This is a genomic window from Lysinibacillus sp. NPDC095746 (assembly GCF_044763535.1).
Classification (GTDB): domain Bacteria; phylum Bacillota; class Bacilli; order Bacillales_A; family Planococcaceae; genus Lysinibacillus.
This window is the reverse complement of sequence record NZ_JBIWGL010000026.1, coordinates 1-12435: the sequence shown is the minus strand read 5'-3', so window position 1 is coordinate 12435 and position 12435 is coordinate 1. Positions and strand designations below refer to the sequence as shown.

Annotated in this window: 12 protein-coding genes; 3 read left to right on the top strand and 9 right to left on the bottom strand. The window is 36.4% G+C overall.

Annotated elements, in window-relative coordinates; genetic code table 11:
• Positions 1-14: 14 nt before the first annotated feature.
• Together ACIQ7N_RS17795 and ACIQ7N_RS17790 are read right to left on the bottom strand one after the other, a co-directional pair.
• A complete protein-coding gene (locus ACIQ7N_RS17795) occupies positions 15-587 on the bottom strand; it encodes a hypothetical protein (RefSeq protein ID WP_402934465.1) in 573 nt (190 codons plus the stop codon).
• Positions 588-689: 102 nt separating this feature from the next.
• Positions 690-1565, bottom strand: a complete 876-nt coding sequence (locus ACIQ7N_RS17790) for a tyrosine-type recombinase/integrase (RefSeq protein WP_402934462.1) — start codon at positions 1563-1565, stop codon at positions 690-692.
• 365 nt (positions 1566-1930) lie between these two features.
• Between ACIQ7N_RS17790 and ACIQ7N_RS17785 the strand changes: the two genes are divergently transcribed.
• Positions 1931-2725 (top strand): enoyl-CoA hydratase/isomerase family protein, encoded by a 795-nt coding sequence (locus ACIQ7N_RS17785; protein ID WP_132362390.1) that lies wholly within the window; start codon positions 1931-1933, stop codon positions 2723-2725.
• A 47-nt stretch (positions 2726-2772) separates the two neighbouring features.
• Here ACIQ7N_RS17785 and ACIQ7N_RS17780 read toward each other — a convergent pair whose 3' ends face one another.
• Positions 2773-3588 carry a hypothetical protein gene (locus ACIQ7N_RS17780; protein WP_402934459.1) on the bottom strand — a complete coding sequence of 272 codons (816 nt, stop codon included), beginning with the start codon at positions 3586-3588 and terminating at the stop codon, positions 2773-2775.
• A gap of 221 nt (positions 3589-3809) precedes the next feature.
• Here ACIQ7N_RS17780 and ACIQ7N_RS17775 point away from each other — a divergent pair, with 221 nt between their 5' ends.
• Entirely contained in the window at positions 3810-4985 is a 1176-nt protein-coding gene (locus ACIQ7N_RS17775) for an aminotransferase class I/II-fold pyridoxal phosphate-dependent enzyme (protein WP_402934456.1), read from the top strand.
• A 31-nt stretch (positions 4986-5016) separates the two neighbouring features.
• On the opposite strand, the gene ACIQ7N_RS17770 is transcribed toward ACIQ7N_RS17775, so the two are convergent.
• The 6 genes from ACIQ7N_RS17770 to ACIQ7N_RS17745 all read right to left on the bottom strand — a co-directional run bounded on the left by ACIQ7N_RS17770 (position 5017) and on the right by ACIQ7N_RS17745 (position 11198).
• Entirely contained in the window at positions 5017-5487 is a 471-nt protein-coding gene (locus ACIQ7N_RS17770; protein WP_402934453.1) for an NUDIX hydrolase, read from the bottom strand.
• Between the two features lie 306 nt (positions 5488-5793).
• A complete protein-coding gene (locus ACIQ7N_RS17765) occupies positions 5794-6345 on the bottom strand; it encodes a GNAT family N-acetyltransferase (RefSeq protein WP_402934451.1) in 552 nt (183 codons plus the stop codon).
• A 463-nt stretch (positions 6346-6808) separates the two neighbouring features.
• Entirely contained in the window at positions 6809-8008 is a 1200-nt protein-coding gene (locus ACIQ7N_RS17760; protein WP_402934448.1) for an MFS transporter, read from the bottom strand.
• Positions 8009-8080: 72 nt separating this feature from the next.
• Entirely contained in the window at positions 8081-8608 is a 528-nt protein-coding gene (locus ACIQ7N_RS17755; RefSeq protein ID WP_402934445.1) for a TetR/AcrR family transcriptional regulator, read from the bottom strand.
• Positions 8609-8983: 375 nt separating this feature from the next.
• Positions 8984-10183 (bottom strand): AI-2E family transporter, encoded by a 1200-nt coding sequence (locus ACIQ7N_RS17750; RefSeq protein WP_132362410.1) that lies wholly within the window; start codon positions 10181-10183, stop codon positions 8984-8986.
• A 64-nt stretch (positions 10184-10247) separates the two neighbouring features.
• Entirely contained in the window at positions 10248-11198 is a 951-nt protein-coding gene (locus ACIQ7N_RS17745; protein ID WP_132362413.1) for an LCP family protein, read from the bottom strand.
• A 176-nt stretch (positions 11199-11374) separates the two neighbouring features.
• Here ACIQ7N_RS17745 and msrA point away from each other — a divergent pair, with 176 nt between their 5' ends.
• Positions 11375-11896: a peptide-methionine (S)-S-oxide reductase MsrA gene (gene msrA, locus ACIQ7N_RS17740; protein WP_132362415.1), complete on the top strand. Its 522-nt coding sequence runs from the start codon at positions 11375-11377 to the stop codon at positions 11894-11896.
• Positions 11897-12435 lie beyond the last annotated feature (539 nt).

The following is a 12435-nucleotide window of genomic DNA, read 5'->3' as shown; positions in this document are numbered from 1 at the left end:
GTGTATATTATCAGTTATACGACATTATTTCTCTCCCAAAATAAAATACCGCCGTCATCTGCAATTACAAAATAATTTCCACTAAATGAAAATCCATAGCAATACAAAAAACCTCTATAAATGCGAACACAATTTGTATTGTGTCCTTCGATCAAACAGTCTTCAAAGGCAGGTTGATAAATTATATCTTCACAAGGATAAAGAGGAGATACTCTTTGTAAACTATCCCCGAATTTATTACTGATAGGCAGTATACTCCCACCATATTTCCCTGCCAATTTAATCGATTTGTCTTCTAAAACGTCGAAACCTTTACAAATTAACAAAGTTTCATCTAAATCAAAGTCATCTGTATAATCTTGAGAAATTTTTTCTGCTTTTGCTAAATCTATAATCCCTCTACCATCGCTAGATACAACAAGTAATAAGTCGGATGATTCATCAAACCCAAAATATTCAAAACCACTAATACTAAAATTACCCCTAAAAGTCCAACCAACCGGGCTTTTAGCAATAGGTATTTGTTCTAAAATGCTATATGTATTTTTTCTATGTTTCTCAAATTCCCTACTTTTAAAGTAATCCATGATTACCTCCTTAAAAAATAATCAGAAAGCGTGCCCTTATTTTCCATTATTTTTTGTACACGCTTAATAGCAATTCAATACAGACGAAACAAATATCCATCTTTATTCAAAACGTCCCTGTCTTTCAGTAAGCACCCATTTTCGTACATAGCCCATCTTTTCTTGAATACTTTCGATTGTATTTTCACTTTTAAATGCCTTTTGCATGACGGTGTAGCGCAAATCCGTAGCTCTCACATTTGTACCAATATCCTTCGAAACAGTTTGGAAAATTCGCTCAATTGTTTTTGTTGAGATAGCTTTTGATTGACTCGCCTCGCTTACCCAAACCCATTCTCCTAGCTTATCTTCATGTAATTCCTCAGTTGCCTCTTTATAGTGCACCAACATGCCCATTAAAATTGGAGAAAGCTTTATTGCTCTACGCCCGTTTTGATTAGCAATGAAAACTACCGAAGATTCAAAATCAATATGAGACCATTTCATACATACAAGCTCTGCTGGCTTACATCCTGTTTCCATGAGTAGTTGGACAATGCAGCCATTACGTCTTGCTAGCCAAGCATGCTCCTTTGTTTTAGCGTATTGAAAATAGGTTGGCCAGACATTCGCAATTTGCATCAATTGTTTCTTCGTCAGTAATTTCAAAGCCTTTTTTTGTCGCTTTTTTGGCTGTAAAATGCCCTCATAGTCAAAGGGCTCTACCCACTCTCTTAAAAAGACAAAGTCAACAAAACCCCGTAAAGTAGCAATTTTATGATTAAACGTGTTGACATTTGCGTAGGTCTCTTTCAAATAATTACTATATATATATAACAATTCTTTTAAATAATGATCTACATACAAGTAGTTGTTCTCATGAGCAAACGCTAAAAATTGCTGTCCATCTATATTGTATTGTTTTTTCGTAGCCGCACTTTTCTTCAAAGAGTTTAAAAGTAAAAAATAGCTATTCCATGCTTCCACTAGTGTGACCATCTTGTGCCCCCCTTAGTTACTGTGCGTGTTTTATTTTAGTTTACTATATTTTTGGGGCGTTAGTTAAAATTCATTTATTTAAATTGTAATGTCGGATAATCTGTAGTATTTATACATGATCCCGCTTCCCGTGTTCAAATGCTTCTTTCAAAATAGGAAACAAATGATCTTATAGCAGTGTCCCACATCTTTTGTTTTCTTACAATAGTAATTTTCCGCACATTGTTGTAGGTCAATTTCTTTAAAATGACCCTATTCTTGTATAACTGGGCTAATTTACATGAAAATTCGTATAATTTAGTGTTTATTGCTGTTTGTGTTATATAATAAGAGTATCAACTTTACATGTAGGGGGCTTTTCAAGTATGCAAGTAAAAACAACTCGACTTGAAGCAGAAGACGCAAAAATTATTTATCAAGAAACGGCTGGGCTAGCAATAATTACGATTCATCGCCCACAGGCTAAAAACGCACTAACAGCAAATATGTGGGATCAATTAGCAAAAATTGCCTTACAAGTATTAAATAATCCGAAAAATAAAGTATTGATTTTACGCGGCTCTGGTGAAAATTTTACGGCAGGTTCTGATATTAAAGAATTCAACGCCATATCCCTTGAAAAAGCCGAAGAAGCATTTGTACATATGGAAAAAACGATATCCACAATTGAGCGTTTACCGATTCCAACTATCGGCGTCATTAATGGTCCCGCAATGGGTGCTGGTTTAGAGCTTGCGCTAGCTTGTGATATTCGCATCGGCTCTGAAAAAGCAAAGCTCGGTATCCCTGTCGGTAAATTAGGGATCACTTTAAATAACAAATTTGCACAACGTTTAGTTCAACTAGTTGGCCCTTCTACGACGAAAGATTTAGTATTTACTGGTCGTATGTTTAAAGCTGAAGAAGCCTTCAAGATTGGCATGCTTAACTATTTAGTAACGGAAAAAGATTTAAATAAATACATGATTCGCATGGGTAAACTTGTTGCAGGGATGTCACCTGAATCTTTACTGGCTGTGAAGCAATCTGTTCAAGAATGCGTGGATAGTGTACCTACATTATGGCAAGGTTCAACACCGTTTGTCGGAAAGGATTTTGCGGAAGGCTGCCGTGCATTTGTAGAAAAACGTCAGCCACAATTTACACGTCAATCAACATAAAAAAACAGGTACTCTGCTCGCTCATTAGCGATTGGAGGTACCTGTTTTTAGTCTTTTCGCTTTAACGCTACCGACTTAATGTGAAGATGAATGGCATCTAATTCATAACCAAAATGCTTATGAAATTCCTCCTGTATCGTTTTTTGTAATGTATGCAATCGATCTGGTAAGGAATAATGAATAGGTAGCTTTAACTGCAATGTAATCGTTGCTTGCGCTAGATCGCCTAATACGAAATGTACGTGCTCGACTTTCTGTACATTATCTTGCTTTACACAGCAATACGTTAGTAGTTGCACATAAACATGTTTACTAATATCGATATACTCTTGTTGAAAATCAGGGCGAACAATTGTCGTCTCCCCTATTTTTTCACGCTTTGACGAAAAAATCTCGATCCCTCTTTGAACGAGTCGTTTAAAAAAATTTTGCTCGACTTGTCGATACGGTATAGGCATTACATGCTTCCCCTGCGTCTGTCGAATAAAGCGCGCTTTTGCAATTTCTTTTTGGGAACGCACATCCTCAACATAGTAATATTTATCGATAGGACCAAGCTCTAGCTGTCGAGCTATCGTTTTTGTCATTTTATCAGACGTGCCGATCAGTAAAATTGTCTGTACCTTATATGTATCGAGTGCGTTTTTTACTTCCTCGCAGTGTGTATCATCTGTAAAAATAGCTCGACGAACAGCTGTTATTGTATTTTTCTCAAATTTTGCGGAAATACCCGCTACTTTCACACCATTGATAATAAGAAGACCATCATCAATAAGCGCCTCTACCCCAATTTTATGGGCGAAAACAAGTGCGCTTGTACTTTTCCCTGTTCCGCTTGGGCCACTTAAAGAATATACGTTCATGTTATACAGCTCCTTTCCATTTCATGATAGCAGAAACATAACATTTTTTCCGTTAAAATTATTATTCCCAACATAAGTTAAATCATTTCTGCTAGCCTAGGCAAACATCTTCTTTTATTTAGAAATATATTCTTTTTTCAGAATAACTTTCCCTTTATGTGCTTTAGTATGATAAAATGTGAACTACTATTCTGTTATACAACTATAAGGAGTGTACTAGTTTGAAAATCGTACCATCTAAAAAAATGTCATTATTTAAACAAGCAATTTTCGGAGATTTAAAAAATCATGCTAAACAACAGGAAGCTAAAGGCATGAAAATCATTGATTTAAGCTTAGGTAGCCCCGACCTTCCCCCAGACGCTAAAATTCGCGAGCATTTATCGTATAAAGCCGGTTTAGCAGAATCCTATGGCTATACCTTAACAGGCACACAACGTTTTTATGATGCAGTTAGTCGTTATTATAAACGTCGTAGCAATGTAGATTTAGATCCCGCATCTGAAATCATTCAAACAATTGGCTCTCAAGAAGGATTAGTACATTTACCAATCGCCTTTTGTGATCCCGGAGATATCGTATTATCCACAAATCCAGCTTACGTTGCCTATGATGCAGGAATTCATCTAGCAGGGGCAACACCTTACTATATGCCTCAAACAGCTGACAACGATTATTTACCAGACTTAGATGCTGTTCCTGAAGATATTGCACAAAAAGCTAAGCTACTAATTCTAAACTTACCAGGTAATCCGGTACCTGCAATGCCTTCAATAGCCTATTTTGAAAAAGTCATTGCATTTGCTAAAAAATATAACATCATTGTTCTACATGATGCGGCATACTCTGAGTTCTACTTTACAGGTGATGGCCCGATTAGCTTCCTATCCACTCCTGGAGCAAAAGAAGTCGGGATGGAAATTAACTCACTATCGAAAAGCTTTAGCCTTGCTGGTACACGTATCGCTTATATCGCGGGTAACGCCGAGATGATTTCGATTTTAAAACAATTAAAATCAAATTTAGATTTCGGTATTTTCGAACCAATTCAAGATGCTGCGGTCGTGGCGCTTGATAACGCAGAGGAAATTACAGCAAACCTACGTGCAATATTCTCAGAACGCCATAAAACATTAATGAACGGCTTACGTGAACTAGGATGGGATGCAGCCCCTTCTGACGGTGGTATGTTTGTCTGGGCAAAATATCCATACGATATTGACTGCACAGAGCTTGCATTTAAAATAATTGAACAAGCTGGTATCGTGACAGTCCCTGGTACAGTATTTGGTTCAGCTGGACAAGGTTACTTACGTTTAGCTTTAGTACAACCGAAAGAATTGTTGCAGGAAGCTGTTGATCGTTTAGCACAAGTGCAAATTACATCACAGAAATAAACATATTAAAAAGATGAAAACCCTTCTAACTTTAATGGTTAGAAGGGCTTTTTCTATAGTTTACGATATAATCCTCAAGGATCGGTCTATCAGGAGGACTAATATTTTTAGGTAAATCATCAAAATCGTAAAATTGTAGCATTGTTGCCTCATTTGGATCATGAACAAGGAGACCACTATATTCTTTACATTCAAATGCTGTAACAACGATATAAACTTCATCACCATGCGGATATTGATAATAAAAATCTTGTCCGGAATACGTGTTGATTAATTGTAGACTTTTAGCAGTTAGTCCTGTTTCCTCAAATAATTCTCGATGAGCAACTTGCTCTAATGTTTCCCCTAGCTCCATTGAACCCCCAATTAACCCCCAACATCCGTTATCTTTCCGAAGCTGCATTAAAACCTGTTGACGATGATTAATGACTAATACGCAAGCACCACACATAATTAAGGGGCTAGTTCCAACTACTTTACGCAAATCCTTAATATAGCCCATAAAACCCTCCATTTTTTGAATTTTGTAAAACGCTCTTATTCGTTATAACTGTCTAGCACTTTTACACAGTTACCAGTCTACTTATGTGGCGATTCAATCAAATTTTCACCATGTTATTTAATGAAGAGCATCTATATATTTGGTAGATCTTAGAAACTACCTTTCTGTAATATCAAAACGTTCACCATGGTTTTCATTATAAAAATGCCATCTGCTTTCAATATTGAATCACGAAGCTGTTTTCTCAATGATTGTTGCTGTAAAATAAAGAAGGGACCTACATTTTTTCGAGTCCCCATTTTCTATTTATACCGTTGTTAGACTAACGAACTCGTGTTTAAGAATACTCATTCTTAAACGGTCAACAAATTCTCCATTCCTTCGTCTGTCTTGTCTTAATATACCTTCTTCAATATAGCCAATTCTCTTATAAGACTTAATTGCCTTTTCATTATCAACTTCTACTCTAAGCCATATCTTGTTAAGGTTTAATTCATTAAAGCCCCATAAAAGCATTTCTTTCATTGCGGATAATCCATAGCCTTTACCCCAATAGGTTTTGTCACCTAAAGCTACCCCTAATTCTGCGTGTTTGTTGAGATTATCGATATTCTTCAAATCTATCCAACCTATATGTATGCCTTCTTCTGTAACGATGGCTTTTTGTTCATATCCATTTGTTTTAGTCATACACATTTTAATCCACCTTTTTGTTTCTTCTCTACTAAAAGGTGGATATTTCTCTGGCATATTTAAATGCTTTATTACTTCTTGATCAAGACACCATTGATAACGGTCTTCAACATCATTAAGAGTTAATTCTCTTAAATACACTTTTGGTAGTTCAGTTGTTTTCATTCTCTTTCCCCCCTGATATTATTCTTCTAAGTGGAAAATTTTGATAACTCAAGTTTATCATAGGTTCCAATCATTAAGAATAAGCAACTTTCAACAATTCGAAAATATAGTTGAATTAGAGTATGGGATTAATCCATCAGACAAAATAAGGATACGCAACAGAGGCAGTAAAGAAATTATAGAAGCGGGGTTTTCTTTTAAGAAGTTAATAGAGTAATTTCTGAATGCTCAGCTGATAATTGCTCATCAACTGAATAAAATGGGAGTGGTCGATAAATGTTATAAATGGCAAATTAGCAAAGGATCTTTTCGTATAAACAACCAAAGACGCACTAATTATAGTACGTCTTCCATTTAATTCATTTATTTTTGAGAAATGATTCTTTAGAAAACAGTCTAAATTTTTGTAGCAAAAGCGTGTCAAACTTGTTGGTTTCATCTTTTTAACTATCGACACTTTTGTTCAATTACTTTTTTTCTCCGTCGCATAATAAATCATCGCAATGGTCGGTAAAGCTATTCCAATCAATATTGCTACTTTCCAGCCACCCATAGCGTATGCCCATGCTCCTATCGCAGAGCCTATAGCGCCGCCACCAAAAAAAATGGCCATATATAAACCATTAAGTCGGCTTCGAAACTCGGCTCCCAATGAGAAAATAGCGCGTTGACCAAGAACTAGATTAGCAGAAACCCCCATATCTAAAAGAATGGCCGAAACTACCAAAGTTACTAAAGCAAACGTCGAGCCGCTTTGAATCATAAGGGGTAACATTACAGAAATGATAACTAAAGCTAAAGCTAATCCAGTAGCTGGTCTAACCCAACCTTTATCAGCAAGACGGCCAGCTACAGGTGCAGCGACGGCCCCAGATACCCCGACCAATGCGAACAGCGCAACTTCTTTTTGGGAAAAATGAAAAATTGAACTTGTTAATAACATAGGAACAGTTGTCCAGAATAAACTAAAAGTTCCGAACACGCAAAAGTGATAGAATGCTCTACGTTGCAGAACTGGTGTCGTTTTGAGTAAATGCAACATCGATTTCAGCAGTGTTGGATATTGAGTTGTTGTTATCGGCTGCCTTGTAGGAAGTAACTTTACTAATAGAAGTGCCAGAACAAAAATTATCGCTGCGGAAAAGACAAATATGGCCCGCCAGCCCATAAACTCCGTCATAACACTTGATATTGGACGAGCTAGCATGATTCCAAGTAACAAGCCACTCATAACATTACCCACATTACGGCCGCGTGTGGCTTCGGGCGAAAGATGAGCTGCATACGGTACTAGTACTTGAGCAGCGACTGAACCTAATCCGATAAACAGTGAAGTTACAAGAAATAACGTAGCGCTTTTAACTACCGCAGCAATCGCCAACACGACTGCAGTGAAAAGCAATAACGTAACAACAAGTTTTCGGTTTTCAAGGATATCTCCCAGAGGTACGATAAATAACAATCCGATTCCGTAACCAATTTGAGTCAGCGTTACGATAAGGCCCGCTGCCCCGGAAGATAATCCGAGTGTAGAACTGATGGGTCCTACTAAAGGCTGCGCATAATAAAGATTAGCTACAATCACGCCACAAGCTATGGCAAGAATGAGTATAATCCACGATGAATCAGGTCTCTCTATTTTTGGTTTTGTGATTGAACTCATAAAAAACTCTCCCTCAGATTTTTTGATCGTATTTCCGGAACGATCATTCCAGAAATCGCAAAAAAAAATTATTTATAGCATCTCAATTACAGTATTCATCATGTCATAAATAATTTTTTTGTTGTTTTTCACCTTGGATACTACTTTGATACTATGATTTAGATTAAGCAATAAATGTGATAAAGCCTTAATATCTTTCTCTGCGTCGATTTCTCCCGTCTGCTGTCCTTTACTTAATAGTTCATAGAAAGCCTGTTCTAATTCCTCAAAGCTGTCTCGTATCAATTGGCTTAGTTGTTCATCCGGTGAATCCAAGCCAATGCTTGCTTTTGTAAGCAAGCATCCTTTCGGCAAATCATCATCAAATGCAGATGAAATATGCCAATCAAAATACTGCTGTATTCCGACTTTCGCAGCCGGCGCATTTACCAAGAGGTTGCGTTTATTTTGATTGAATTTTTTGTATTGGTGTATTGCCTCAATATAAAGTGTCTGTTTGTCCGTAAAAGTTTCGTACAAACTTGATCTGCTTAATTCCATAGCTTTTAACAAATCCGGTATACTTGTTGCATCGTACCCTTTTTCCCAAAATACTAACATTGCCTTATGGAGTACACGCTCCTTGTCAAACTCTTTTGAACGTCCGATGGTAAATTCCTCCTTTCAATAAGAATACTATAATATTTCCGGAACGATTAGTCCAGTATTATTTTTTCGACTCAATACTACGGGCGATCAAAATCTTCTCCGCTTGCCTTACCGACATATAAGCGGTGAGCTTATACCCTTCAGAATTATAAAAACATTTATGAACGGCAGGGGCTGCATCCCACCCTACCGTTTGTATAAGCCACTTATGATAATATAGGTAAAATTACATTGATGTAATTGCTAAAGCTAATCACAATAGATCCAACTTTTAATATAACCATATAAAAAAAATAGCTACTGCTTGCTCGCAGTAGCTGTCTTTTTTTACACATCATATTTTTGATGTATTTCATCCTCGTATCGATTGTAACGATGTTTAAATAGCTTGAATAAGTGTGTCACAAGCACTTTAATAATAGCATAGCCTGGAATACCTAAAATAACACCCGGTACACCAAACAAAGAACCAGCCGTTAATAACACGAAAATAATAGTTATTGGATGGATACTAAGTGATTTACCCATAATTTGCGGAGAAATGAATTTCCCTTCTATCAACTGTACGACCGTCCACACTATGGCTAGCTTAATAAGCATGAATGGTGATGTTACAAGAGCAATAATGACCGCTGGTGTAATGGCGATAACTGGACCTAAGTATGGAACAACGCTCGTAATCATAGCAAGGAACCCTAGCAATAAAGCATATTTCATACCGATAATTAAAAAGCCAATTGTCACCATAGCACCTATGCACATTGACACTAAAATTTGCCCTTGAATATAGGAACTTATTTGCTTGTCCATGTCATGGAAAATGTCGTGTACTTCTTTACGCATACGTGGCGGGCATATTTTTAAAATAAAGTTTGGTAGTTTTTCGCCATCTTTAAGTAAGTAAAATAAAATAAATGGCACCGTTACTAATGACAGAACAATTCCTGTTAAGGCTGAAACAAAGCCAGTAATACCAGAAGCCACTCCTTGCGCTAAATTAGCAGCCGTATCTTTTACTGTCTCCACCATATCCGTAGTAAAATTTTTCACCATTGCATCATAGTTTAAATTAATTTTATCTAGGTACTCGTTAATACGTGCATTGTTCAGGAAATCAGCAATATTTTGTGTAAACGCCATAAAATATCCTGGGAATTCCTGCGCTAAATTAGTAAACTGATCTCGTAAAAACGGATAGACAAGTACTACTAATAACGTAATAATACCAATCAAAATGATGTATAGAAGAAAGATACCCCAAACTCTTGGGATGCGCCATCTTTCGAATAGCCCTACGATTGGGCGTAATAAATAATACCCAATAATGGCAAGTACCCCCGGTAGAATAACTACCTCAAATAAAACTTTAAGCGGGGTAAATATAAAGGAAACTTTTTGGAACATAAAAATAACGCATGCTAGCAATAATAAAATTATCAGTGTAAAAAATAAGTTTTTACCACCTAAAAAGCGAATGAACTTCGTTGAAAAGAAATTCGAACGCTCTTTTGGTCTTTCTTTCTCCATCTACTCACCCCAATACAAATCCTATATCCATATAGTACAGGATAATGTTGGATTTTGCGAAAAATCACTCTAGGGAAATGCCTAAAAAATTACGTAAAAATTCTTTATTTTTCTCTACATTAATAACAATTGAATCACCGACACCACTAAAGCTTTTGAAACTATAACTACCTTCAATTGGAATAGTCGCTTTTTCAATTTTGACTTTACCTTTGGACACCATTTTCAGCACTTGTTGAATCTCTCCTGAAGATGAATAATCGGTTGTGACATAACCTTGTGCTGCACCAACGAATTTTGGTAAGTTCAACATATTTTGAGGTGATAAAACTTCATTCTTTAACGCTTCGATAACCTTTTGCTGACGTTCTACCCGACCAAAATCTCCTTTTTCATCGTGTCGGAATCGGGCAAAACCAAGTAATTCTTTACCGTTTAAGTTATGCACACCTTGTTTTAATGAAACCCCAATTTTTTCAGACATATCCTTGTCTACATTCATTTCAACTCCATTTGGCGCTAAAATATCTACAAGAGATTCAAAATTTTTAAAATCGATAATTGCATAATGATTAATCGGCAGGCCAAACATATTACCGATCGTATCCTTTAATAATTGGACACCGCCTAAATAGTAAGCCGTATTAAGCTTATAGGATTTATAACCTGGAATATCTGCATAAATATCCCGCATTAATGACACAAGCTTCACATCATTTGTTTTCTTATTCCAAGATAATACCATCATTGTATCTGTACGTGATTTTTCTTCACCACGTGTATCGATTCCTAATAATAAATAATTTTCAACATCGCCTTTTACTGCATCACCTTTAAAATCCTCTTGGGCTACCTTTGTATCACTTGCCATTTCTAGTCCACTGCGGTATTGCATAACGGAATAACCTACAATAACAATGATACAAAGTAATAGCAATGTGAACAATGCTCTCCCTTTACGCAAGCGACGTTTTTTTGGACGTTGTGAGCGTCTTGTATAATCTTGCTCTTCCATAACTGTTAACTCCTCTATTTTTTATAGTTAATGTAACGATTCCATATAAAGAAAGGTTCATTTTATATTATATAATGAATCCTAACAACAACTATTTATAGGTTATTTTACACCCTATTTGCCAGTTATGAACAAAATAATGCTATAATATTTTCACGAAAGAAAGGATGATGTACATGATTGAGAAAGCTACGTTTGCTGGCGGTTGTTTTTGGTGTATGGTAAAGCCATTTGTTGAGTGGGATGGTATACATAAGGTCACTTCGGGCTACATGGGTGGCCATTTAGACAACCCTACTTATGAGGATGTCAAAAAAGGTACTTCTGGCCATTTAGAAGTCGTCGAAATTGAATTCGACCCTAACATTTTTAGTTATGAGCAGCTCCTAGATATTTACTGGATGCAAATCGACCCAACGGATGCTTATGGTCAATTCCATGACCGTGGTGAATCATACACAACGGCAATCTTTACATATTCAGAAGAGCAAAAGCACATTGCAGAAGCTTCCAAGGAAAAACTAGCAGCAAGTGGTCGCTTTGATAAACCTATTGTAACCACAATTCGCGATGCCAAGCCCTTCTACCCTGCAGAAGATTATCATCAAGACTATTATAAAAAAGAGTCGGAGCATTATCAAAATGATAGAGCACTTTCTGGTCGAGATCAGTTCATCAATAAGCATTGGGAGAAATAGCCCACTTTAATCATTTAGTTCGATAGACGATTCACTACCTTGACTCAATATAACCGCTTTTATTCATTTCTAATTAGATGAAGATCTCAAGCTAAAAAAGTCGAATTCTCGTACGCGAAAAATTCGACTTTTTTACATTAATGCCCGTAAAACATATGATTAAAAGCGTTTTCTGATCTTTCTATAACGTGTATAAAAAATAATAAATAGCCAATACTATTTAAGATTTCACTTCAAATCCAATGACAAGGAGGGTTAACCCGATGAGTGGGGCTGACCGGTAACTCAGAAGGACCATCAAAGCTGAATAAAGCTAAAGCACAGTTGTCTTAAAAAATTTTAAGGTGAATGCGGAAGCGAGGCAGTGTGTCATGGAGCACTATAAGTAAGTGAGAATCAGCCCGGAATAATAATTATTCCGGGTTATTTTTTTGTTTAATCACCTATAAATGCTAATTTAAATATGTACATTCCTGCTTGAATAATGATGTACAAAAATGCTCTTTCATTTCATACTAATACCGAGGTGTTAGTATGCA

What these genes read in the sequence shown, in the direction of transcription:
- ACIQ7N_RS17795 (WP_402934465.1), bottom strand. Translation starts at nt 587, where the DNA reads ATGGATTACTTTAAAAGTAGGGAATTTGAGAAACATAGAAAAAATACA.
- ACIQ7N_RS17790 (WP_402934462.1), bottom strand. Translation starts at nt 1,565, where the DNA reads ATGGTCACACTAGTGGAAGCATGGAATAGCTATTTTTTACTTTTAAAC.
- ACIQ7N_RS17785 (WP_132362390.1), top strand. Translation starts at nt 1,931, where the DNA reads ATGCAAGTAAAAACAACTCGACTTGAAGCAGAAGACGCAAAAATTATT.
- ACIQ7N_RS17780 (WP_402934459.1), bottom strand. Translation starts at nt 3,588, where the DNA reads ATGAACGTATATTCTTTAAGTGGCCCAAGCGGAACAGGGAAAAGTACA.
- ACIQ7N_RS17770 (WP_402934453.1), bottom strand. Translation starts at nt 5,487, where the DNA reads ATGGGCTATATTAAGGATTTGCGTAAAGTAGTTGGAACTAGCCCCTTA.
- ACIQ7N_RS17765 (WP_402934451.1), bottom strand. Translation starts at nt 6,345, where the DNA reads ATGAAAACAACTGAACTACCAAAAGTGTATTTAAGAGAATTAACTCTT.
- ACIQ7N_RS17760 (WP_402934448.1), bottom strand. Translation starts at nt 8,008, where the DNA reads ATGAGTTCAATCACAAAACCAAAAATAGAGAGACCTGATTCATCGTGG.
- ACIQ7N_RS17755 (WP_402934445.1), bottom strand. Translation starts at nt 8,608, where the DNA reads ATGTTAGTATTTTGGGAAAAAGGGTACGATGCAACAAGTATACCGGAT.
- ACIQ7N_RS17750 (WP_132362410.1), bottom strand. Translation starts at nt 10,183, where the DNA reads ATGGAGAAAGAAAGACCAAAAGAGCGTTCGAATTTCTTTTCAACGAAG.
- ACIQ7N_RS17745 (WP_132362413.1), bottom strand. Translation starts at nt 11,198, where the DNA reads ATGGAAGAGCAAGATTATACAAGACGCTCACAACGTCCAAAAAAACGT.
- msrA (WP_132362415.1), top strand. Translation starts at nt 11,375, where the DNA reads ATGATTGAGAAAGCTACGTTTGCTGGCGGTTGTTTTTGGTGTATGGTA.